Source organism: Pseudomonas sp. Larv2_ips, assembly GCF_963879675.1.
GTDB lineage: Bacteria > Pseudomonadota > Gammaproteobacteria > Pseudomonadales > Pseudomonadaceae > Aquipseudomonas.
Map to the genome: position 1 here is coordinate 1,607,256 of NZ_CAWOAW010000027.1, position 20,540 is coordinate 1,627,795.

A 20,540-nucleotide genomic window follows, 5' to 3' on the forward strand; every position below is an offset into this window, starting at 1 on the left:
TCATGCATGCACCTGCGCAAAATTGCAGTCGGGCTGTCAGCCCTTGTTTTGCTTTCCACCGGGGCAGATGCCCGTGGTTTGCTCGACCTTATCAAGCCACCCGCCCAGGAACACACCTCACGCGCAGGCTCGACCAGCCAGCGCGCGGCCCTCGACCTTTATTCCAGCAAGCAACAGCAGCCCTCGTTCGCCAGCTGCGCCGATCTGTTCCCTGGTGCCACACCGATCAACACCGCCACCGTGCCCAGCACCATGAAACCCATGGCGTTGTGTTCCGATAGCTTTGCGGTGCTCTACTCGCAAACGAGCAAGACGCCGCTGGTGGTGGTCGAGCGCTTGAACGCCGCCCAGCTCAAGGACGCCAAAGGCGAGGAACGCACCAACCAGTTCTACGCAGACCCGCGCATCCCCAAAGGCGCTCGCGCCGAGTTGAGCGACTACCGCAGCCAGCACCCGGCCGTGGACCGTGGTCATCAGTCTCCGGCGGCCGACGCGCCGAGCGCGAATGCCATGGCGCAATCCTTCGCGCTGTCGAATATGGTGCCGCAAGACCCCACCAACAACCGCAAGATCTGGAGCAAGGTCGAGGCGGATGTGCGCAAGTTTGCCGTGCGTGCCGGCGGCGATGTGTTTGTGTTCACCGGCCCGTTGTTCGACGCGGGCTACAGCACCATCGGCGACAACAAGGTCTGGGTGCCGACGCGCCTGTTCAAGTTGGTGTACGACGCCTCGTCGAAACGCGCCTGGGCCTATGTGCTGCCCAACGCTGAAACGCGCATCCAGAAGCCGATGGACTACGAAACGTTTGTGAAGAGTACCGGGCTGAAGCTGCTGGGCAATCTGCCGGTCACGGGGTCGGTGGGCCGGACGTGATCACCTGCGGCCGGTCCAGCTGGCGCTTGATTGTGTAGAGCGCCACGCCCACCGCCAGGATGCCTGACACCGCGCCGACCACCAGCGCCCAGCGCGGGCCCAAGTGGTCGGCGACCCAACCGACGATGGGCGCGCCAATTGGCGTGCCGCCCAAGGCAACGGCGACGCGCAGGGCGATCACCCGGCCGCGCATCGCGGGTTCGGTGGTGAGTTGCATCAAGCTGTTGGTGGTGTTGCTGAAGGTCATGGCGCCCACGCCGATGACCACCAGCGCAATCGCAAACGTCCAGTAATTGGGCGCCAGGGCTGCCAGCACGCAGCCAAATCCAAACACTGCCGCACCGGTCAGCAAAGATTTGAACCGGGGGCGTTCGCTGCCCGCGGCAATCAGCGCACCGGCGATGGTGCCGATGGCCAGGGTCGAGGTCAGCAGCCCGTAGCCGCGCGCGTCGGCGTGGAACACAGTGACGGCCATGGTCGAGATGAAAATCGGGAAGTTCATGCCGAAGGTGCCGATCAGAAACAGCATCAGCAGGATGGCTTTCAAGTCCGGCCGCGCCCACACGTAACGCATGCCTTCGGTAAGGCTGCCTTTGGTACGCAGCGCGCGCACCTTGGTGTGTTGACTTGAGACGCGCAGGAAAAACAGCGACGCCAGCACCGCAAAAAAGCTCGAGCCATTGAGCAGGAACGCCCAGCCGGTGCCCACCGACGCGATGGTCACGCCGGCCACGGCCGGGCCGATCATGCGCGCCATGTTGAACGAGGTGGAGTTGAGCGCGATGGCATTCGACAAGTCCTTCTCGCCCACCAGTTCTGCGACGAAAATCTGCCGCACCGGCGCATCGAATGCCGAGGCGCAGCCGGATAAAAACGCGAACACGTACACATGCCACAGCTGCACGAAGCCTGTGATGGTGAACACGCCCAGCGTCAGCGCCAGCAAGCCCATCACCGCCTGAGTGAAGATCAACAGCTTGCGCTGGTCGTAGTGATCGGCAGCAAACCCGGTCCACGGCAGCAACAACAACTGCGGCCCGAACTGCAGCGCCATCACGATACCCACCGCGGCGGCATTGTGCGGCTTGAGCTGAGTCAGCACCAGCCAGTCCTGGGCGGTGCGTTGCATCCAGGTGCCGACGTTGGACACCAGCGCGCCGGCGGCCCAGATGCGGTAGTTGGGGCTGCGCAGGGAACGGAACGTGCCGAGGAAACTCATGACGGCTTCAGTTCCCCCGGTTGTCGAGCAACTCGATGATGGCTTGCGCCGTGCCCGATTCGCCCAGCTTGGGGAACACGTGCTGCAGGCTGTAGGCATGGGCCTCGGGGCTGACGTCGGTCATGGCATCGATGGCCAGGGTCACGTTGAAGCCGAATTCGTACGCCTGCCGCGCGGTGGCTTCGACGCCGGTGCCGGTGACGACACCCGTGATCACCACTTGCGTGACATTGAGCGCCTTCAACTGCGCCTCAAGGTCCGTGTTGGCGAAGGCGCCCCAGCTGCGTTTGGTCACCAGAATGTCGCTGGGCTGGTGGCCGAGTTGGGCAATCAGATCAGCCCAATCGGGTGGCAGGTCAGCGCTGCGACGCGGCCGTTCGGTGCGTCCCGGCGCAAAGCCGCTGACATTCACCAGCACCACCGGCAGCCCGCGTTCGCGAAAGGCGTCGAGCAGTGCACGCGACCGCTCTATCACCTCGCCAATGGGATGGATAAAAGGGTAGCCAACGATGCCGTGTTGCAGGTCCACGATGATCAGGGCGGTTGTTGCATCCAGCGAGGTGACAGCCATGCTATTTCCTCAATCGGGTGATTCAAAAGTCGGCGAGGCGCTCCAGCAGTTTCACCGCAGCGGCGAGTTCGTGTTGTTCCTGGGGCGACAGTTGTTCCTGCAGCGCGTGCAGCAGCCAATCGTCTTTGGCGGCGCGGCTTTGGGTCAGGTGTTTGCGCAGGGCGGGCGTCAGTTCGATCAGCGTCTGCCGGCCATCGGATGGGTCCGGCTTGCCGCTGACAGCTTGCATTGCCTCAAGCCCGGCCACGGTGATGCGCATCGACTGCGGCCGCACGCTTTCAGCGCGGGCGAGGGCGGACACGGTCGTCGGGCCATCGCGGTCCAGGCGCAGCAACACCGACTTTTGCGCGGTGGTGAAATCATCGGGGTGAGTCTGTTCGCGCAGGCGGCGGATCAGCTTGCCCAGTGAGATGCGCAGTTCGGCGGCCAGGGTGGCGGCGGATGGAGTGTCGGCAGTCGGGGAGGGCTCGGTCATGCCTTAACCGTAGCGCCCTGCAGTCAAACTGTACAGTTTGGCTGTATTAATTTTTTTTCATAAATCGCGCATGGCATGCCTATGTGCACCCGTGGAGGCGACTGCTAATAACCCCGTGGCGAGCGGGCTTGCCCCGCGTTGGGCCGCGAAGCGGCCGTCAAAACCCGCAGCGCATTTCAACTAATACGTCGCACCCACCGCACTGGCCCACTTCTCAGCCCTACGCGAGGCAGACCCGCTCGCGACAGCAAACCTGCACGACTCAACCCCTCACAGATCATTTACACGACGATCCACCGACCCCCTCGGTTTATACTCACCGCACCTTGCACACCCTCAAACCGAGATACCCCATGAGCACCTCTGTTTCCCTGACGCCTGCGCGCAAGCCTATCGCGCCGCTGGTGGCTTTTATCATCCTGTTGGCGGGCGCCGTGTTTCTGCAAAGCAGTGTCGGCTCACGCCAGGTGCTGTTGCTGGTGGTCGGCGCGGCACTGGGTTTGACCCTGTATCACGCCGCCTTTGGCTTTACCTCCGCCTGGCGCGTGTTCATCAATGATCGGCGTGGCGCCGGCTTGCGAGCGCAGATGGTGATGCTGGCGGTGGCGGTCGTGCTGTTTTTCCCGGCGCTGGGGGCAGGCACGCTGTTGGGTCAGCCGGTGGTCGGGCTGGTGGCGCCGGCCGGCGTGTCGGTGGTGTTTGGCGCGTTCATCTTCGGCATCGGCATGCAGCTGGGCGGCGGTTGTGCCTCGGGCACGTTGTTCACTGTGGGCGGCGGCAATGCGCGCATGTTGGTGACGTTGTTCTTCTTCATTTGCGGTTCGTTGATCGCCACCCACCATGTCGATTGGTGGTTTGCACTGCCGGCGTTCCCGGCGGTGTCCATCGTCAAAAGCTTCGGCGTCGTACCGGCGCTGCTCTTGAGCCTGGCGGTGTTCGCGATCATTGCAGCCGTCACCGTGCGCCTGGAGAAGGGCCGTCATGGCCAACTGGAAGAGGGCGTGACCAGCGAACACACCGGCCTGCGCCGTTTCCTGCGCGGGCCGTGGCCCTTGGTATGGGGCGCGATAGGCCTGGCGCTGCTCAATTACGCCACCCTGGCGCTGGCTGGGCGGCCGTGGGGCATTACCTCGGCGTTCGCGCTATGGGGCGCCAAGGTCGCCAGCGGTTTGGGTGTGGACGTGGCCAGCTGGGCATTCTGGCAGGTGCCGGGCAATGCCAAGGCCCTGGCCGCACCGGTGTGGGAAGACATCACCAGCGTGATGGACATCGGTATTGTTCTCGGCGCTTTGTTGGCGGCCGGCCTGGCCGGGCGTTTTGCGCCCAGCCTGAAAATCCCCGCGCGCTCGCTGGTGGCGGCGGTGATCGGTGGCTTGCTGCTGGGTTACGGTTCGCGTCTGGCGTACGGTTGCAATATCGGCGCGTACTTCAGCGGCATCGCCTCGGGCAGCCTGCATGGCTGGGTATGGTTGGTGGCGGCGTTTATCGGTAACAGCGTGGGCGTGCGGTTGCGTCCCTTCTTCTTTGCGGGCGAGCGGCCGCAGGTGGCGTTAAGCGGCTGCTGAGCGAACCAGTGAGGTATGCGGCATGATTCGAGAACTGAGGACTTTCGTCAGCGCCGCGCGGCGCGGCACTTTTGCCGCTGCCGGTCAGCAGGTGGGGCTGACGCAATCGGCCGTGAGCGCGCAGATCAAGCACCTTGAAGACGCGCTGGGGGTGAAACTGTTCGACCGCACCGGCCGCTCGGCCACCCTCAACTCGGCCGGGCAGCGCGCGGTGCCGCTGGCGGAGGAAATCCTCGATATTTTCTCGCGCATGGGCACCCCCGACAGGGCCAACAACTTCCACGGTTCGTTGCGCATCGGCGCCATCGGCAGTGTGCAGACCGGCATCCTGCCCAAGGCGCTGGTGGCCCTCAAACAGCGGGCGCCGTTTATTGAAGTCAACCTGGTGCCCGGAGTTTCGCTGAACCTGCTCAGCCAGGTCGATGCCGGTGAACTGGACCTGGCGATCATGATTCACCCGCCGTTCAACCTGCCAAAGGACCTGAATGTCGAGGTCATCGCCCGCGAGCCTTTTGTGCTGATCACCGCCAAGGACGTGCCGGGCGATGACCCGCTGCAGATCCTGCGCGAGCAGCCGTTTGTGCGATACGACCGGGGCTCGTTCGGTGGCCGCCAGGTCACGCAGTTTCTCAAGGAACAAAAGATCCAGACGCAGCAGGCGCTTGAGCTTGATGAGTTGGACGCCATCGTCAAGATGGTCCGCAGCGGCCTCGGCGTGTCCCTGGTGCCACTGGCCGGCTTGTGGCTGGAACACGAAAGCGACGTGCGGGTTTTGCGATTGGACGGCCTGACCTTCCATCGCGAAATCGTCTTGCTCACCAAGTACACCCAGCGCCAACTGCCGCTCTTCGCGTTATTCAGGGCGTGCATCATGGAAGTGCTCGGTGCGCCGAAGTAGGGCGCGAGCATCGAAAAAATTGAGGCTCAGGACGAAAGATATGCGCTTTATCGCACGGTCTTTCTGGTGAAGAATCGAGTTCTGAATAACAGAACCCGCAGGTAGCCACCGTGAGCCTTTCGCCCTTTCATCTTGCTATTCCCGTCTACGACCTCGCCGCCGCCCGCCACTTCTACGGCGACGTGTTTGGCCTTCGCGAAGGTCGCTCCAGCGCGCAATGGGTCGATTTCGACTTTTACGGGCACCAGTTGGTCATCCACGAACACCCCAAGACTGAATCCCAGGCATCGGTGCACTCCAACCCTGTCGATGGTCATGACGTACCGGTCCCGCATTTCGGCATCATCCTGCACTGGGACCAATGGGAAGCCCTGGCCGATCGGCTCAGAGCGCGTGAAACCCGGTTTGTGATCGAACCCTACATCCGCTTTCAGGGCCAGGTCGGCGAGCAAGCCACCATGTTCCTGTTTGACCCGTGCGGCAACGCGCTGGAGTTCAAGGCGTTCAAGGACATGAGCCAGTTGTTCGCCAAGTAGTTGCCATCCGCGCGACCGTCGCCACCCGAGCGACGGCGTTAATAAGACGTGAAGCTGCACGCCTGCCGCATGAGAGAAGTGACGTGATGTCTGACGTTGACTGTGATTTTCGGCCTGTGCGTGCCGAACAGCGCTGGCAGTTCGAGCCGTGTGGCGACAGCTGCATCGTGGTGGTGTTTGCAACGCTGTTCAGCGCGCAGGCCAACCGCCGTGCCGTGGCGTTCAGTGCCACGCTGCATGACCTGTTGGCGCGTGGGCTGCTTGGCGGCGTGACCGATGTGATCCCGGCGATGGTGTCCGTGGGCGTGCATTATGCCCCGCCTATCATCGCCAGGCTGTACCCCGAATTGTTGCCCTACGACGCTATTGCCCAGGTGTTGGAAAACGCCCTGACTCAACAGCACAACCTGGCACGCGTCACACCCAAACGCCTGGAAATCCCGGTGTGCTACGAGGGCGACTACGCGCCGGATCTGCTGGACATCGCCAACGCCTGCGCCATCACGCCCAACGAAGTCATCGCCGCACACAGCGGGCAGTGGGTCGATGTACTGATGGTCGGTTTCGCACCGGGCCATCCCTATATCGGCATGCACGAGCCTGCGTTGAAACTGACGCGCCGCGCCGTACCGCGCACGCTGGTCACGCGCGGCAGCGTCGGCCTGGCCAATTGTCAGAGCGTGATTTACCCCACTGATTTGCCAGGTGGCTGGAACATCGTAGGCCGCACACCGTTGTCGATGTTTTCGCCGGCCAATCAGCCGCCATGCCTGTTGAGCGGTGGCGATCAGGTGCGCTTCGTGCCCATCACCGCCCGTGAATTTGAACAACTGGCCGGAGCGCAGCGATGACCATCAAAGTGATCAGGCCCGGTCTGTTTTCCACCTTTCAAGACACCGGTCGCGTGGGCTTCCAGCATTGGGGCGTGCCGGTCAACGGCGCCATGGACCAGGACGCGCATGCGCTGGCCAACCTGTTGGTGGGCAACCCGACCACCGCTGCGACCCTGGAAATCACCCTTCAAGGCCCGGTCTTGTGCTTTCAGGCACAGGCGCTGATCGCCCTGGCCGGGGCTGACCTGGGCGCGCGCCTGGACGGTGTTGCGCTGCAACCCGGGCACGCCGTGCGCATCAAACCGGGCGCGATGCTTCGCTTCGAGACGCGTGAGTACGGCGCGCGGGCCTATCTGGCCGTGGCCGGCGGTTATCTGCTCACGCCGGTGATGAACAGCGCCAGCACGTATAGCCGGGGAGGGTTTGGCGGGCTGTCGGGGCGCGCACTGCAAGCCGGCGATGTGATCCCCATTTGCTCATCGTTCGCAAACCCCGTGCGGTTGAATATTCCTGCGGGCTGGCGGCTAGGCGCGCCGACACGGCCAGCGTCCATTCGGGTGCTGCCGGGGCGCGAATGGGCCGACTTCACCGAAACGGCTCGCCATGACTTCCTGCATGAGCCCTATCAGCTGACCGCTGCCTCGGATCGCATGGGGTATCGATTGGACGGCGCCGCGCTGGACCTGACGCAGCCCCGCCAACTGCTGTCCGAAAGCGTGGCCTTCGGCACCGTGCAAGTGCCCGCCGGCGGTCAGCCGATTGTGCTGATGGCCGACCGGCAAACCACCGGTGGCTACCCGCGCATCGCCCAGGTGGCCAGTGTGGATTTACCCAGGCTGGCGCAACTGTTGCCCGGCGATGAGATTCGATTTTCGCTGATTGATTTACCCACGGCTCAAGCGTTGTTCGTGGCGCGTGCACACGCGCTGGAACGACTGGAGGCCGCCCACTGAGCAATAGCCGTCGCTACCGATAATAAAAACAGGAGCGCTAGATGATTAAGCCCACGTTCACATTTCTTACTGTCGAGCATTAAAACCCCTCGCAACCTGACGGGTTTACTTCTGGGTGGAACTGTCCACCTCAATAACTCAAATGACCAACGGTCAGAGTGGAAGGTGTTTATGTCTCGCGTGATCGCTACTCCCATCCCATCGCCGCGTTTGGGCGAATTCGACAAGACCGCTGACAGCAGCGCCACCAGGATCGCCAAGCGGGCAGCCATCGCTGCCGCGACGGGCACTGCAGTGGAGTATTACGAATTCGGTGTGTACGGCTTTATGGCGACGATTATCGCGCCGTTGTTTTTTCCCAGTGATAACGCCGCCGCCGCATTGCTGGCCACGTTGGCGGTGTTTGGCAGCGCATTCTTGATCCGGCCGTTGGGCGGCATTCTGCTCGGGCGGCTGGCGGACCGCATCGGTCGGCGCAAAGTATTGCTGAGCACCGTCATCGGAATGGGCATCGCGACCGCGATGATCGGGCTGTTGCCGACGGCCGCCCACGTGGGGATTGCCGCGCCGATCCTGCTGGTGCTGATCCGGCTGGCGCAGGGCTTTTTCGCCGGCGGCGAGGTGATTGGGGCTGCGGCTTTTCTGGCCGAGTCTTCACCCAAGGGCCGCCGTGGCTTCTACGGTGCGTTCACGCCGGTGGGTGTTGCGATTGGCGGGTCGATGGCAGCGATCATCTGCGGCATCACCACCGGCCTGGTCGATGCGCAGCAGCTGCAAGCCTGGGCCTGGCGTATCCCGTTTTTCCTGGCGATTCCGTTGGTGATCTTTTCGTGCATCATGCGCCACAACGTCGAGGAGACGCCTGAGTTCAAAGCCTTTCTTGCCGTGGAAAAGCCGCCCACCGCGCCGGTCAAGGAGGTGCTCACGCAGAACCTGCCGGCGGTGCTGCGCGTGGTGGTGTTCGCCTTTGCACAGAACGCCGGCTACTACATCGGCCTGGTGTTCATGAACATCTACTTGACCACCTACCTGCATTTCGAGAAATCCAAGATCTATTGGGTTATCGCCGGCGTCAGCCTGTGCATGGCCGCGCTGATGCCGTTCTGGGGCGGGCTGTCGGATCGCATCGGGCGCAAGAAAGCTCTGGCCATCGGCTTTGTCGGTTATGCGGTACTGGTCATTCCAATGATGGTGTTGATGCACAACAGCAGCCTGTTCATCGCGGTCCTGGCGTTTTTTGTGGCGACGCTGCCGATGCCGGTGATCCAGTCGGTGGGCTACCCGACCTATGCCGAGCAGTTTCCTACTCGGGTTCGTTACACCGGCATGGCCATCAGCATCAATCTGGGCGCCATCCTGGGCGGCGGGATCACGCCTTACATCGTCACATCACTGATCGGCTCGACCGGCAATTTACTGATCCCGGGGTTTTTCATGGCCGGCGCGGCGGTCTGTGCGTTGATTGCCTTGACCACCTTGCGTGAAACCTCCCAAGGCGCTTTGCGTCGCTGAGAATGAATGTCCGAATACGTCCGCATGTGGTCCGTCATGTGCCTGTTGCTCGCGTGCCGCACTGCCTAGTATGGCTTGCATCACTCACTGAACTGCACGCCAACAGGACACCTCATGAGCCGCAAAGCCCTTATCGTTATCGATGCCCAGCATTCGTTCCGCCATTCAAGCTACTGGTCCGAAAATGACCTGCCGGGTTACCTGGAAAAGCAACAGGCCCTTATTGATGGCTGTGTTCAACAGGGCATCCCGGTGATACAAGTCTTCCATGTGGAAGACCAGGGGCATTTTTCGCTGGCCTCGGGCAATGTTCGGGCATTGAGCGAGTTGTCGATCAACCCTGACCGGGTCATTCACAAGCGCTTTCACAGCGCGTTCGCCGGCACGCCCTTGGCGGCGCGGCTCACGGAAATGGGAGTGACCACAGTGATCATCAGCGGCATCCGCACCGAACAGTGCTGTGAAACCACCACGCGGCAGGCGTCGGACAGTGGCCTCAGTGTGGAGTTTGTCAGCGAAGCGACGTTGACCTTCCCGATGACCCACGCGCGCAGCGGCCGGGTCTATACCGCAGCCGAAATACGCGAGCGTACGGAGCTGGTGCTGGAAGGCCGCTTTGCGCGCATCGTCACGGTCGCCCAGGCATTGGAGGATTGACCCCGTGAACGTGCCGGTGCTGTTTGTACTGCTGCCCAACGTGCTGATGCTGGACCTGGCCGGTCCCGCCGAAGTGCTGCGCCTGGCCACTCAGGTCGAGGACTCGACGGCCGTTGAGTTCGACTTGCAATACGTCAGCCCGGTTGAAACGCTGCCAACGTCCATCGGCTTGCCCCTGACGGGGTTGGCGGCGCTTCCGCCCACCCTGGCGCCGGGCACGCTGGTGGTATTGGTGGGCTCCACATCGAAGGTCAGCAGGGCGGGGCAGCAGGCATTTGAAGCGGCCAGCAGCGTGCTGACCCAGTGGCTGCAGGCGGTGTTCGCGCCGTCTGGCGAGAAGCTGGTTTGCGTCTGTGCGGGCGCCTTGAGCGCTGCCCGCGCCGGGCTGCTGGACGGACGCCAATGCACCACGCACCACGCGCTGTGCGCCGCTTTGCAAACCCTGGCGCCCAAGGCTCGAGTACTGGAAAACCGCTTGTACGTCACCGATGGCAACATCAGTTGCAGCGCCGGCGTCACTGCCGGCATCGACCTAATGCTGCATTGGGTGGCCGAGCTGGCCGGGCCGCGACTGGCCTGCGCGGTTGCACGGGACATGGTGGTGTACATGCGCCGCAGCGGCGCCGATCCACAGCTGTCGGCCTGGATCGCCGGGCGCAACCACCTGCATCCGGCCGTGCATCGGGTGCAGGACGCCGTTGCCGCAGCCCCCTGTGAGCCGTGGACCGTCGCGCGTATGGCCAGCCTGGCCTGCACCAGCACCCGGCACCTGGCGCGACTGTTTCACGAACACGTCGGCATCAGTCCGCTGGATTATCTGCACACCCTGCGTTTAACCGTGGCGCGTGAATTACTGGTTGAATCGGCCCTGGACATTGAAACCGTCGCCGAGCGCGCGGGCTTTGGTTCGGCGCGGCATCTGCGGCGTATCTGGGGCAAATATGAAGCGGGGACGCCGTCAGCTGGGCGTGTCGGTGGTGGTTAACGCTTGATCGTCCTGGGCTTCGAGTTTGGCGCGGTCGGCTTTGCTGATGTATTTATCTTTGCTCTTGGGAGCCAATTTGGCGCTGGCTTTTTTCGCTTTGGCCTTGAAGAGCTGCTGCAGTTTTTTCTGGCGGTTCATGGTGTGCTACTCAGCGGGTAAGTGTTCGCATGATATCAGCTTGAGGCAGTGCGTCAGGCCTCGGCCTTGTGGAGTCAACCTATGCTCAGGTTCATCGTTGGGGTTGCCAGTCTGGTGGTGTTAGCGGTGCTACCGGCTGCGCACGCCGGCGACGCTTTCTACGTCAATCCTGAATCGACCGCTGCTCAGTGGTTAAAACACAACCCGCAGGCGCCCGATGCGGCAATCATCCGTGTGGCCATTGCGCAGGTGCCGAGTGCCCTGTGGCTGACCGGCAGCAGCCAGGGCAGCGATCAGCTTGAGGCGCGTGTGGAGCGCTACGTATCCGCCGCCGCCACGGCCCGCGCCACACCGATTCTGGTCGCCTACAACCTGCCGCACCGTGACTGCAGCGGCGGCGCCTCTGCAGGCGGCGCGGCCGATGCGACAGCGTATCGCGCCTGGATTGACCAGCTGATCAACGGCGTTGGCCGCAAACCGGCGATCATCATCCTGGAGCCCGATGCCTTGCCGGACATGCAGTGCCTCAGCCCGTCTCAGCGAGACGAGCGCCTGGCGCTGTTCAACTACACAGTCTCAGCTTTCAAGCAACGCGCGCCCCGGGCCGACGTGTACCTGGACGCCGGTAACGCGCACTGGAAACCCGCCGTGCAGATGGCCGATACTCTGCATGCGGCCGGGATAAAAAACGCACACGGTTTTGCGCTGAACGTCTCCAATTTCTACACGCTCGATCAATCCCGTGACTACGCCGACCGGATCAACGCCAGGCTCTTTGCTGATCACGCCTACACAAAGGCGGTGGTCGTCGACACCAGCCGCAACGGCAACGGCGCCGTCCCTGGCGACTGGTGCAACCCGCCTGCACGCAAGCTGGGCATGCTGCCGCGCGCCGTCACGCCCAACCTGCTGGCGCTGTGGATCAAGCTGCCGGGCAACTCGGACGGCGCCTCTTCGCCCATCGCCGACTGCCATGGTGGGCCGGCGGCCGGCACGTTCAGCGCGCCGTTGGCGCTGCGGTTGATCGAGGGCAAATAAACCTCTCTGTGTGACCCCGGTGCTGTTGGCGAACGCGCAACGGCCCTCGCCACAACGGAACGTCTTGGCATCTGGGTTGCTTTTCAGCGCCGATCTGTGCATTGAATCACCGGCTGTTTTGCCAATAATCAGGCCGGGTATTCAGCGCAAACGGAAGGCATTTGATGAGCACGCATACCCGCACCCAACGCATCACCGTCCCGCAACTGGTCGCGATGAAAGGCCAGCAGAAAATCGTCTCCCTGACGGCGTATTCCAGCGCCATCGCCACGCTGATCGACCCGTTGGTCGACTTCATTCTGGTGGGTGATTCCACGGCCATGGTCGGCTATGGCCGGCCTTCAACCTTGAGCATGCAGCTCGAAGAAATCATCGGCCACACTCGCGCAGTGGTCGACAGCACGCGCCTGGCCTGTGTCATCGCCGACATGCCGTTTGGCAGCTACCAGGAATCCCACGAGCAGGCGTTTCGCAATTGCGCCCAGGTGTTGGCGCGCACCGGGTGCGACGCCGTCAAGCTGGAAGCCAACCAGGCCTTGGCCAGCACGGTTGAGTTTCTGGTGGCGCGCGGCATTCCGGTGATGGCCCATGTGGGGCTGATGCCGCAGTTTGTGAATGTAATGGGCGGTTTCAAGGCGCAGGGCCTCACGATTCAAACCGCTGCGGTGATCGCTGAAGATGCGCGTGCCAACCTGGAGGCGGGCGCTTTCAGCCTGCTGCTGGAAGGCGTGGCCGAAGGTGTGGCCCGGCAGATTACCCAGGACGCGAAAATGCCGACGATCGGCATCGGCGCCTCGCCCGCCTGCGATGGCCAGGTGTTGGTCACCGAAGACGTGCTGGGCCTGAGCGGTGAGCACCTGCCACGTTTCGTCAAACAGTACGCCGATGTCGGCGCGGTGATTCGCGATGCCTGCGAGCGCTTTGCCGATGACGTACGCCACGGGCGTTTCCCCGAGGCGCGGCATTGCTACGGGCTTTGACGCATCGCCTGGGCCAGCAGGTTTACGGCCTGGGCGATATCCTTGCCCCAGTCGAGGGTGTAGCTCAGGCGTAGGTGATGGCGCCAGGCGCCTTGCTGACTGAACAGCTCGCCGGGCGCAATGACGATGCGCTCGGCCCGCAGACGCTCGAATACCTTGCGCATGTCGACGGCGGGCGAAGCCTCAAGCCAGAAACTCGCGCCGCCGTGGGGGCGGTGTACCTGCCACTGATCGTGTTCGCTCAGCAGCGCGTCGAGTTGGGTCATGCGTTTCAGCAACAGTGCCCGCAGCGCTTTCAAATGTGGGTCGATACGCTTGGACGTGAACAGTTTGGCGATCGCCTTCTGACGGATAGGCGACAGGCGGAACCCGCGCTTGAGAAACTCGCGCTGCAACTGCGAGCCTTGCCGGCGACTCAGTACGTACCCATAAGGCGCTTCCGCGCCGATGACTTTGTCGAAGGTCGAAAACACCAACAGCTTCTGCGGGTCGGCAAAGTCGCGATAGCGCGCAGGTCGCGGCTCGAAATACAACTCGCCGTAGGTGTCGTTTTCGAACAGCCAGATATCCCGCTCTGCCAGCCAGCGGCAAATCCGCTGTTTATCCTGCGCGGGCATCACGCCACCCTGGGGGATATTCACCGTCGACGACAGCACCGCCAATCGAATCGGCGCCCGCTTCAGTACTCCTTCCAGCGCGGCCAGGTCGAACCGCCCGTGCGCATTCAGGTGCAACTCGATCACCCGGATATTCGCTGCCTGCAGCTGACGCAGGATCGCCCACGAACACGGCGACTCCACCAACGCCACCGTGCCGGCGAGGTCCAGCGCGTTGAGCGCTGCGTCCAACACCGCGTGCAAGTCCGAGCCGATAAACACATGGTCGGCCTGCCAGTAATGGTCGGTGGATTGGGTGTAGCGCTCGGCCAATGCGGTGCGCAACTCGGGCTCGCCGAACGGCAGGTACAGCGGCGCCAGCGAGCGCGGGTGTTGGCGGGTGAGTTCGCGTTCGAGCATCAGCAGCGGGTGTTCCAGCGACAGCAGCATCGCCGGGGCATCGCTGCTCAGCGCCAGCATCCCGGGCTGGCGGGCCGTGGCAAACACCTGGTCGAGCAGGCTTGATGTGCCTTCAGTCCATAACGGCGCCGGTAGCGATCGGGTGAAGTAGCCGAACTTGGCTTTGGCGTAGATCCGCCCTTGATCTTCAAGCAGCGCGTAGGCGTACTTGGTGGTCGACACCGACACACCCAGGCGCTCGGCCAGTTGGCGCAGAGATGGCAATTTGCGTTCGCCGTCTGGCGGGCCGGCGTCGATCAACTCGACCAGGTAGCGGTACACCGCCTGATAGGCGAACGCGCTGTGTTTAGTTCTATCCATGACTATTCGCGCTACTCGACCAGGTTACACAGGGAGTACATCGGAGTTGGGGCCGGGCCAGTATTACTCAAGGCGATGTGATACGGAACTCAACGGCAGCCCTCCATCATCAAGCCGTACACCCTTAACATTCCTGACGAGCGCGCGTGCCGCTGTGCTTATCGGATTGGCAGATTTGAGCCGAAGCAGGAAATCATGGATGCTGCTGTCGATTCGTTCACGGGCCGTACGATGCGTTGGGGCCTGATACTTTCATGTCGAACAGGAAAACCACACCATGCAAACCTCGCCGCCCGATGGATTACCTGTTTACCGGCTACTGACGGGCAAGGATGACGCCGCGTTTTGTCACCGCGTCTCGGAAGCCCTTGCACTGGGTTATCAGTTATATGGCTCCCCAGCGGCCACCTTCAACGGCGAGTACGTCGTGGTGGTTCAGGCCATTGTTTGGGGGCCTGGTAAGTAGGCCCGTTTGCCTTGTCAGGTCAGCCCCTCGGCGACGTCCTTGGCCAGCGCCAAAAACGCTCGCGCCGCCGCAGGCTGATAACCCCCTTTGCGCTGCATCAACACGGCGGTGCGCTGTAACCGCTGCGGCCCCAGCTCAATGGCCACCAACTCTGGATGCGCCCGCGCAATCGCGGCGGGCAGCAGCGTCGACAGCGTAGTTCGGCGCACCACCTCAATCAGCGCGCCAATCACATTGGCCTCCATCACCACGCGTGGGCGAATGCCGTGCGTGCTGCAGTAGCGGTCAATCTGCTCGCGGGTGGCGAATTCCTTGCCCAGCAAAATCAGTGATTCACCGTCCAACGCCTCCAGCCCAATAACCCGCTCCTCAGCCCGCGGGTGCTGCTTGCCGACTACCAGTGCAAGGGTTTCGACCAGCAGGGGCGTGGCGTCGATGTCGGGCGCGTGCACCTCATCGAACGCAATCCCCACGTCCAGTTCGTCCGCCAGCAGGAGGTTTTCCATCTGTTCCTGGGCAACCTCACGCACGTTCAGCGTGATGTTTGGATAGCGGCCGTGAAAGGCCTCCACCAGCGGCCCCACCAGGTAGGTGGTGAACGTCGGCGTGACGGCAATCCGCAGCGTGCCCCGGCTCAGGTCGCCCACGTCATGAATCGCGCGCTTGCCTTGCTGCAGCTCCTGCGCCGCCCGCAGCGCATAACGCAGGTACACCTCACCGGCATCGGTCAGGCGCGTTTGGCGACCGGATCGATCAAACAACTGGGCACCGAGGCTCTCCTCCAACTGCCGCACTTGCTGGGACAGTGCCGGCTGCGAGACATGCAGGGCCGCCGCCGCTTTGGTAAAGCCTTGGTGTTCTGCAACGGCCAGGAAGTAGTGGATATGGCGTGCCAGCATGTTTGTACTCATAAGATTATCTAATGTGCTGGATCATATATGAGACTTTTACCTTATTGCACGGGCTCCGTAACCTTTGCTCCATCGCATCGCGATTCAAAGGAGTTACCCATGCAAGACATCATCGACGGTTTCCTGAAATTCCAGCGCAGTGCCTTCCCTGAGCGCGCCGGCTTGTTCAAAGACCTGGCCAACCAGCAGAGCCCACGGGCGCTGTTCATCTCCTGCTCCGACAGCCGTCTGGTGCCCGAGCTGGTCACGCAGCGTGAGCCGGGCGACCTGTTCGTCATCCGCAACGCCGGCAATATCGTGCCCTCTTACGGCCCGGAGCCGGGCGGCGTGTCGGCGTCAGTGGAATACGCCGTTGCGGCCTTGCAGGTTCGCGACATCGTGATCTGCGGGCATTCCGACTGCGGCGCCATGACCGCCATCGCCACCTGCAAATGCCTGGACCACATGCCCGCCGTGGCCAGCTGGCTGCGCTACGCCGACTCCGGCCGGGTGGTCAACGAGGCTCGCCAGCATGTCGACCAGCACGCCAAAGTCGCCTCCATGGTCCGCGAAAATGTGATCGCGCAATTGGCCAATATCCAGACGCACCCCTCGGTACGCCTGGCACTCGAAGAGAAGCGCGTGACCCTGCATGGCTGGGTCTACGACATCGAAAGCGGCTGTATCCAGGCCTTCGATAGCCGCACCGGCACCTTCGTGCCACTGGCCGATTACCCTGCCTGATGCACCGCGGTGTCTGCATCGCAGCGGTGCGGCGATCCGACAAGCCAGCTTCCACAGTTGATAGTTGGCGCGTTCCCCATCAACTGTTTTACCCATTGTTTTTACTCACGGAGATAACCCCATGATCCAGTCACACATCAGCCAGAACACTCGCCTTGCCCTGACCGACGTCATCCTGCTGGCCAAGGCCCGCAAAGACCTGTCGTTCGCCCAGATCGCCGAGGGCACTGGCCTGCACGAAGCCTTCGTCACCGCTGCGTTGCTCGGCCAACACCCGCTGCCGGCCGACGCCGCCCAAACCGTTGCCGACACCCTGGGCCTCGACGCGGACGCTGTGCTGCTGCTGCAAACCATCCCGGTGCGCGGCAGCATCGGCAACGGCATCCCGACCGACCCGACCATCTACCGTTTCTACGAAATGATTCAGGTCTACGGCACCACGCTCAAGGCGCTGGTTCACGAGAAGTTCGGCGACGGCATCATCAGCGCGATCAACTTCAAGCTCGACGTCAAGAAGGTTGAAGACCCGGACGGCGGCTCGCGCGCGGTGATCACCCTGGATGGTAAGTACTTGCCGACCAAACCGTTCTGATCACGTCCTCAAAGGGCCCGGCGCCGCCTGGTCGCCGGGCTCCACTCTCCTCACGATGTCGAAGAGGTTATCTGAGCATGAAAGCGTTACTTGCACTGGTGGTTGGGGTTTTTTGCAGCGCGGCGATGGCCGACCAGCTGCTTCCGGTTGAGCAATACAGCTACGCCCAGCACCTGGACATCGCCCACGTCATTTCCATCAGCGACATTGCAGACGTCTGCGCTGTGGTGCCTGTGCGCATGACCTATGAAGACTCGAAGGGCCAGCAGCACATTCTTGAATACCACGTGATGGGTAACGGCTGTTCCAACGGTTAAGCCACCCGTTGTTTGTGTTTTTACCGCTGCGCCCGGTGCGCCTGAGGGCAGCAACTTGAGGGCCATACCCATGGATTTAATCTTTCGCAACGTACGCGTCGACGACGCACAACCGCTGATGGACGTGGCGGTGCACGACGACAAAATCATTGAAATTGCGCCTCGCATTTCAGCGCATGCCCAGCAGGAAATTCAGGGTCACGGCAACGTGCTGATACCCGGTTTTGTCGAAGGCCACCTGCACCTGGAAAAAGCCCATGTCATGCACCGCAAGGCCAATCGCTCCGGCACGTTGAAAGAGGCGATTGCGGTGACCGCCGAACTCAAACCCAGCTTGACCCGCGACGATATTCTGGAGCGCTCCACCCAGGTCTTACGTGCGCTGGTGCAAGCCGGCACTACTCATGTGCGTGCCCACGCCGAGTTCGACCCGGTACAAGGCTTCACCGGGTTTGATGCGGTGCTGGAACTGCGGGAGAAATTTCGCGACGTCATCGATATTCAGGTGGTCGCCTTTCCTCAGGAAGGCATCCTGAAGCTGCCAGGGATGCGGGAAATGATGGTCGAGGCCATGGAAAAGGTCGCCGATGTGGTGGGCGGCATTCCCTACAACGATGACTCGGCGCATGAACATATCGACTTTGTGTTCGCCCTGGCCAAGCGCTACGGCAAGGACATCGATTTGCACCAGGACTTCGCCGACCACGCCGAACACATGACCATTGAGTACCTCGCGCGCAAGACCCTTCAGGAAGGCTATCAAGGCCGCGTGTGTGTCGGGCACCTGACAAGCCTGGGCGCCGTGCCACCGCACAAACAGCACGAGATCATTGCGCTGATCCGCGAGGCTGGCATCAGCGTCATGTGCCTGCCTGCCACCGACCTGCACCTCGGTGCGCGCGGCGACAGTCATAACGTGCGCCGCACGCTGACACCGGTGCGGGCCCTGCGTGATGGCGGCGTGAATGTGTGCCTGGCCACCAACAATATTCGCAACGCCTTTACCCCGTTTGGCACCGGCGACTTGCTCAATATTGCGCAACTGGCGATTCCTGCCTGCCACCTGGGCGGGGCGGATGACCAGGCCACGGTGTTGTCGATGCTTACCACAAGCCCGGCCAAAGCATTGGGCTTGAAGCACTACGGGTTGGCAGTGGGTAAGGCTGCTGACCTGGTGTTGTTGGATACGCGCGCAGTCAGTGATGTGATTCTCGATTTACCGACGCGGTTGATGGTGCTCAAGCGCGGGAAGATCGTGGCGACATCGGCCTGTCAGCGTTCGGTGGTTTTTTGACCCGGCGTGCTTGCCCTGGCCAGAAACCCGCTGATCAGCGCCACCACCTGCTGCTGAATCACCGCCCGTGGCCGCGCGCCTTCGCCATCCCGGCAAATCATGCCATCGCCCGGCGAGCTTTCTTCAATCAATGCCATGCCACCCGGCTTGCAGATCGGCATAAAGCTGAAGTGCGTGGCGTCGCTGATCTCCACGTACTGCGTGGAGGGTGTTGGCATGCGCTTGACCATGTCGGCGGATTCCAATTCGGGCGACATGTCCTCAGTTGGCACGCCCCCGGCGATCACCAGCGCCGGCACCGGCAGTGCGGCCAGGCTGGCGCTGGTGAAGCCCCGCGACAGGCCCAGGTCCAGTGACACAACTGCGGTGATGCGTTTGTCGCTCAAGTCAGCGGCCAACTGGGCCTTGCCGGCGGGCGTGGCGGCGGGGTTCATCTGCTGGTAGCCGATGCAGCCGCCCAACTTCGGGTGTTCGGCGCAGTCGCGGCTGAACAGGTCGGGGTCGAAGCGTGCACCGGCGATTTCCATCACGGTCCAGCCGCCGAGGGAGTGGCCCACCGCAGCAATCCGGGTAGGCGCAACCGCGCCAAATTGCTGCGGCTGAGCCAGGACCGCGTCGATAGCGCGGCTCAGGTCGGCCGGGCGCAGCCACAGTTGCGCGGCGGCTTGGGGGCTGCGGTCTTTGGTGGTGGTGCCGGGGTGATTGACCGCAGCCACGATATAACCCTGGTGCGCCAAGGCACTGGCCAGCCACACCTGTTTACCCCAATTGCCGCCGTAGCCGTGGGACAGCACCACCAACGGATGCTCGCCGGCAGCCGGTGGCGCGTCGGGCACAGCGAGAGCGCCGATGAACACCGCGTTGTCGGCGATCAGCTTGGGTTGGGCTGTGGAGGTAGCGGGGTACCAGACCACCAGTTCCAGCGGGCGCTGGTGTGTGGCATCGGGCAGCGTGGCGGTCTTGAAGCCCACCGGGGTTTCGGCAGCGAAGGCGGGCGTGGACAGGCACAGCAGCAACAGGGCGCGCAGCGCGGTTTTCATTGTTTTTATCGTCGTTGATGTGGGTGGCGCATCATTACCTGAAATGCCCTCGCAATGCATCCCCTGCCGGGTCACCTGCGACGATTGAAACGCGCTTCTACGGCGCTTCGAAACCCTCGTAATCCAGGGAGATCTCATCGTCTTTCGGGTAGCTGACGTACACCACCACCGCGTCGCTGCTGTCGACCAATGCGTAAGGCCATTTACCGTTGGCCTTACGCATGTGCTCATACAACGGCAGGAAAAAATCCTTGGTCTGACCGCGTGGGTCGTAGGGCGCTTGCACCTGGAAAATCGGGTAATGACCGCCGTTGCACAGCTGGATGCGTTCGAGCTGAAAGTTGTTCTTCTCCAGTAACGTGCGGGTGGGATGCTGCCAGGTGGCCAGGTTGACGTCCACGCAGTCGTGGGCGGTGGTGGTGTAGAGCGTGGTGTCTTTCAGGACGGGGAGGGCGTGGGCCAGGCTGGGTAGAAGCAAGAGCAGAAGGGGGAGAAGGCGCGGCATGGCGAGGTTCCGAGAAAGATGGGGTTTGGTTGGTGTGTTTTTACCAGCTTTATAGGTGTGAAGCGTTTGGTATCTGGTCGAGG

Annotated in this window: 24 protein-coding genes; 16 read left to right on the forward strand and 8 right to left on the reverse strand. The window is 62.5% G+C overall.

Features of this window, described 5'->3' with window-relative positions; all coding sequences use genetic code 11:
- Nucleotides 1–6 precede the first annotated feature (6 nt).
- Nucleotides 7–873: a DNA/RNA non-specific endonuclease gene (locus AACV02_RS24170; protein ID WP_106576574.1), complete on the forward strand. Its 867-nt coding sequence runs from the start codon at nt 7–9 to the stop codon at nt 871–873.
- On the opposite strand, the gene AACV02_RS24175 is transcribed toward AACV02_RS24170, so the two are convergent.
- The 3 genes from AACV02_RS24175 to AACV02_RS24185 are packed head-to-tail and all read right to left on the reverse strand — an operon-like array spanning nt 848 to nt 3,138.
- On the reverse strand, nt 848–2,092 hold the full coding sequence (locus AACV02_RS24175) for an MFS transporter (protein WP_119742428.1): 1,245 nt from the start codon (nt 2,090–2,092) through the stop codon (nt 848–850). The genes AACV02_RS24170 and AACV02_RS24175 overlap by 26 nt on opposite strands.
- Nucleotides 2,093–2,099: 7 nt before the next feature.
- Nucleotides 2,100–2,663: an isochorismatase family protein gene (locus AACV02_RS24180; RefSeq protein ID WP_119742430.1), complete on the reverse strand. Its 564-nt coding sequence runs from the start codon at nt 2,661–2,663 to the stop codon at nt 2,100–2,102.
- A 22-nt stretch (nt 2,664–2,685) separates the two neighbouring features.
- A complete protein-coding gene (locus AACV02_RS24185; protein ID WP_119742432.1) occupies nt 2,686–3,138 on the reverse strand; it encodes a MarR family winged helix-turn-helix transcriptional regulator in 453 nt (150 codons plus the stop codon).
- Nucleotides 3,139–3,491: 353 nt separating this feature from the next.
- On the opposite strand from AACV02_RS24185, the gene AACV02_RS24190 reads away from it, so the two are divergent.
- From AACV02_RS24190 to AACV02_RS24225, 8 genes are all read left to right on the forward strand, one after another.
- The gene (locus AACV02_RS24190) at nt 3,492–4,703 is read left to right on the forward strand and encodes a YeeE/YedE family protein (protein WP_119742434.1); all 1,212 of its coding nucleotides are present in this window, start codon (nt 3,492–3,494) and stop codon (nt 4,701–4,703) included.
- 22 nt (nt 4,704–4,725) lie between these two features.
- Nucleotides 4,726–5,601, forward strand: a complete 876-nt coding sequence (locus AACV02_RS24195; RefSeq protein WP_119742436.1) for a LysR family transcriptional regulator — start codon at nt 4,726–4,728, stop codon at nt 5,599–5,601.
- Between the two features lie 110 nt (nt 5,602–5,711).
- Entirely contained in the window at nt 5,712–6,137 is a 426-nt protein-coding gene (locus AACV02_RS24200; RefSeq protein ID WP_119742438.1) for a VOC family protein, read from the forward strand.
- An 86-nt stretch (nt 6,138–6,223) separates the two neighbouring features.
- Complete coding sequence (gene pxpB, locus AACV02_RS24205) at nt 6,224–6,988, forward strand: 5-oxoprolinase subunit PxpB (protein WP_119742440.1); 765 nt, start codon at nt 6,224–6,226, stop codon at nt 6,986–6,988.
- Nucleotides 6,985–7,923, forward strand: coding sequence for a 5-oxoprolinase subunit C family protein (locus AACV02_RS24210; RefSeq protein WP_119742442.1), 939 nt, complete (start codon nt 6,985–6,987; stop codon nt 7,921–7,923). The genes pxpB and AACV02_RS24210 overlap by 4 nt, the downstream gene beginning before the upstream one ends.
- 171 nt (nt 7,924–8,094) lie before the next feature.
- Nucleotides 8,095–9,435 (forward strand): MFS transporter, encoded by a 1,341-nt coding sequence (locus tag AACV02_RS24215; RefSeq protein WP_119742444.1) that lies wholly within the window; start codon nt 8,095–8,097, stop codon nt 9,433–9,435.
- 114 nt (nt 9,436–9,549) lie between these two features.
- Complete coding sequence (locus AACV02_RS24220; protein WP_119742446.1) at nt 9,550–10,092, forward strand: cysteine hydrolase family protein; 543 nt, start codon at nt 9,550–9,552, stop codon at nt 10,090–10,092.
- Nucleotides 10,093–10,096: 4 nt separating this feature from the next.
- Nucleotides 10,097–11,077, forward strand: coding sequence for a GlxA family transcriptional regulator (locus AACV02_RS24225; RefSeq protein WP_119742448.1), 981 nt, complete (start codon nt 10,097–10,099; stop codon nt 11,075–11,077).
- Here the strand turns inward: AACV02_RS24225 and AACV02_RS24230 are convergent.
- Complete coding sequence (locus tag AACV02_RS24230) at nt 11,051–11,215, reverse strand: DUF2986 domain-containing protein (protein WP_119742450.1); 165 nt, start codon at nt 11,213–11,215, stop codon at nt 11,051–11,053. The genes AACV02_RS24225 and AACV02_RS24230 overlap by 27 nt on opposite strands.
- Before the next feature lie 81 nt (nt 11,216–11,296).
- On the opposite strand from AACV02_RS24230, the gene AACV02_RS24235 reads away from it, so the two are divergent.
- Together AACV02_RS24235 and panB are read left to right on the forward strand one after the other, a co-directional pair.
- Nucleotides 11,297–12,253, forward strand: coding sequence for a glycoside hydrolase family 6 protein (locus AACV02_RS24235; protein ID WP_119742452.1), 957 nt, complete (start codon nt 11,297–11,299; stop codon nt 12,251–12,253).
- A 164-nt stretch (nt 12,254–12,417) separates the two neighbouring features.
- Entirely contained in the window at nt 12,418–13,233 is an 816-nt protein-coding gene (gene panB, locus AACV02_RS24240; protein ID WP_106576588.1) for a 3-methyl-2-oxobutanoate hydroxymethyltransferase, read from the forward strand.
- Here the strand turns inward: panB and AACV02_RS24245 are convergent.
- Nucleotides 13,221–14,609: an aminotransferase-like domain-containing protein gene (locus tag AACV02_RS24245; RefSeq protein WP_119742454.1), complete on the reverse strand. Its 1,389-nt coding sequence runs from the start codon at nt 14,607–14,609 to the stop codon at nt 13,221–13,223. The genes panB and AACV02_RS24245 overlap by 13 nt on opposite strands.
- Nucleotides 14,610–14,886: 277 nt before the next feature.
- Between AACV02_RS24245 and AACV02_RS24250 the strand changes: the two genes are divergently transcribed.
- Nucleotides 14,887–15,075, forward strand: coding sequence for a DUF1737 domain-containing protein (locus AACV02_RS24250; RefSeq protein WP_119742456.1), 189 nt, complete (start codon nt 14,887–14,889; stop codon nt 15,073–15,075).
- Nucleotides 15,076–15,089: 14 nt separating this feature from the next.
- Here the strand turns inward: AACV02_RS24250 and cynR are convergent, their stop codons facing one another.
- The gene (cynR, locus tag AACV02_RS24255) at nt 15,090–15,974 is read right to left on the reverse strand and encodes a transcriptional regulator CynR (RefSeq protein ID WP_106576591.1); all 885 of its coding nucleotides are present in this window, start codon (nt 15,972–15,974) and stop codon (nt 15,090–15,092) included.
- A 111-nt stretch (nt 15,975–16,085) separates the two neighbouring features.
- Here cynR and AACV02_RS24260 point away from each other — a divergent pair, with 111 nt between their 5' ends.
- From AACV02_RS24260 to AACV02_RS24275, 4 genes are all read left to right on the forward strand, one after another.
- On the forward strand, nt 16,086–16,709 hold the full coding sequence (locus AACV02_RS24260) for a carbonic anhydrase (protein ID WP_119742458.1): 624 nt from the start codon (nt 16,086–16,088) through the stop codon (nt 16,707–16,709).
- 121 nt (nt 16,710–16,830) lie between these two features.
- Complete coding sequence (gene cynS / locus AACV02_RS24265) at nt 16,831–17,301, forward strand: cyanase (RefSeq protein ID WP_119742460.1); 471 nt, start codon at nt 16,831–16,833, stop codon at nt 17,299–17,301.
- A gap of 77 nt (nt 17,302–17,378) precedes the next feature.
- The gene (locus tag AACV02_RS24270) at nt 17,379–17,618 is read left to right on the forward strand and encodes a DUF2790 domain-containing protein (RefSeq protein WP_106576594.1); all 240 of its coding nucleotides are present in this window, start codon (nt 17,379–17,381) and stop codon (nt 17,616–17,618) included.
- Between the two features lie 70 nt (nt 17,619–17,688).
- Complete coding sequence (locus AACV02_RS24275) at nt 17,689–18,912, forward strand: amidohydrolase family protein (protein ID WP_119742462.1); 1,224 nt, start codon at nt 17,689–17,691, stop codon at nt 18,910–18,912.
- Here the strand turns inward: AACV02_RS24275 and AACV02_RS24280 are convergent.
- Nucleotides 18,891–19,952: an alpha/beta hydrolase family protein gene (locus tag AACV02_RS24280; protein ID WP_119742465.1), complete on the reverse strand. Its 1,062-nt coding sequence runs from the start codon at nt 19,950–19,952 to the stop codon at nt 18,891–18,893. The two genes, AACV02_RS24275 and AACV02_RS24280, sit on opposite strands and share 22 nt — an antisense overlap.
- Before the next feature lie 97 nt (nt 19,953–20,049).
- Nucleotides 20,050–20,457, reverse strand: coding sequence for a hypothetical protein (locus AACV02_RS24285; protein WP_119742467.1), 408 nt, complete (start codon nt 20,455–20,457; stop codon nt 20,050–20,052).
- Between the last annotated feature and the right edge of the window lie 83 nt (nt 20,458–20,540).

Excerpts from the sequence above, each read along its gene's own strand:
- cynS (WP_119742460.1), top strand. The coding sequence starts at position 16,831 with ATGATCCAGTCACACATCAGCCAGAACACTCGCCTTGCCCTGACCGAC.
- AACV02_RS24250 (WP_119742456.1), top strand. The coding sequence starts at position 14,887 with ATGCAAACCTCGCCGCCCGATGGATTACCTGTTTACCGGCTACTGACG.
- AACV02_RS24235 (WP_119742452.1), top strand. The coding sequence starts at position 11,297 with ATGCTCAGGTTCATCGTTGGGGTTGCCAGTCTGGTGGTGTTAGCGGTG.
- AACV02_RS24230 (WP_119742450.1), bottom strand. The coding sequence starts at position 11,215 with ATGAACCGCCAGAAAAAACTGCAGCAGCTCTTCAAGGCCAAAGCGAAA.
- AACV02_RS24195 (WP_119742436.1), top strand. The coding sequence starts at position 4,726 with ATGATTCGAGAACTGAGGACTTTCGTCAGCGCCGCGCGGCGCGGCACT.
- AACV02_RS24215 (WP_119742444.1), top strand. The coding sequence starts at position 8,095 with ATGTCTCGCGTGATCGCTACTCCCATCCCATCGCCGCGTTTGGGCGAA.
- AACV02_RS24260 (WP_119742458.1), top strand. The coding sequence starts at position 16,086 with ATGCAAGACATCATCGACGGTTTCCTGAAATTCCAGCGCAGTGCCTTC.
- AACV02_RS24270 (WP_106576594.1), top strand. The coding sequence starts at position 17,379 with ATGAAAGCGTTACTTGCACTGGTGGTTGGGGTTTTTTGCAGCGCGGCG.
- AACV02_RS24175 (WP_119742428.1), bottom strand. The coding sequence starts at position 2,092 with ATGAGTTTCCTCGGCACGTTCCGTTCCCTGCGCAGCCCCAACTACCGC.
- pxpB (WP_119742440.1), top strand. The coding sequence starts at position 6,224 with ATGTCTGACGTTGACTGTGATTTTCGGCCTGTGCGTGCCGAACAGCGC.
- AACV02_RS24190 (WP_119742434.1), top strand. The coding sequence starts at position 3,492 with ATGAGCACCTCTGTTTCCCTGACGCCTGCGCGCAAGCCTATCGCGCCG.
- AACV02_RS24170 (WP_106576574.1), top strand. The coding sequence starts at position 7 with ATGCACCTGCGCAAAATTGCAGTCGGGCTGTCAGCCCTTGTTTTGCTT.
- AACV02_RS24275 (WP_119742462.1), top strand. The coding sequence starts at position 17,689 with ATGGATTTAATCTTTCGCAACGTACGCGTCGACGACGCACAACCGCTG.
- AACV02_RS24220 (WP_119742446.1), top strand. The coding sequence starts at position 9,550 with ATGAGCCGCAAAGCCCTTATCGTTATCGATGCCCAGCATTCGTTCCGC.
- panB (WP_106576588.1), top strand. The coding sequence starts at position 12,418 with ATGAGCACGCATACCCGCACCCAACGCATCACCGTCCCGCAACTGGTC.
- AACV02_RS24210 (WP_119742442.1), top strand. The coding sequence starts at position 6,985 with ATGACCATCAAAGTGATCAGGCCCGGTCTGTTTTCCACCTTTCAAGAC.
- AACV02_RS24185 (WP_119742432.1), bottom strand. The coding sequence starts at position 3,138 with ATGACCGAGCCCTCCCCGACTGCCGACACTCCATCCGCCGCCACCCTG.
- AACV02_RS24280 (WP_119742465.1), bottom strand. The coding sequence starts at position 19,952 with ATGAAAACCGCGCTGCGCGCCCTGTTGCTGCTGTGCCTGTCCACGCCC.
- AACV02_RS24285 (WP_119742467.1), bottom strand. The coding sequence starts at position 20,457 with ATGCCGCGCCTTCTCCCCCTTCTGCTCTTGCTTCTACCCAGCCTGGCC.
- AACV02_RS24245 (WP_119742454.1), bottom strand. The coding sequence starts at position 14,609 with ATGGATAGAACTAAACACAGCGCGTTCGCCTATCAGGCGGTGTACCGC.
- cynR (WP_106576591.1), bottom strand. The coding sequence starts at position 15,974 with ATGCTGGCACGCCATATCCACTACTTCCTGGCCGTTGCAGAACACCAA.
- AACV02_RS24180 (WP_119742430.1), bottom strand. The coding sequence starts at position 2,663 with ATGGCTGTCACCTCGCTGGATGCAACAACCGCCCTGATCATCGTGGAC.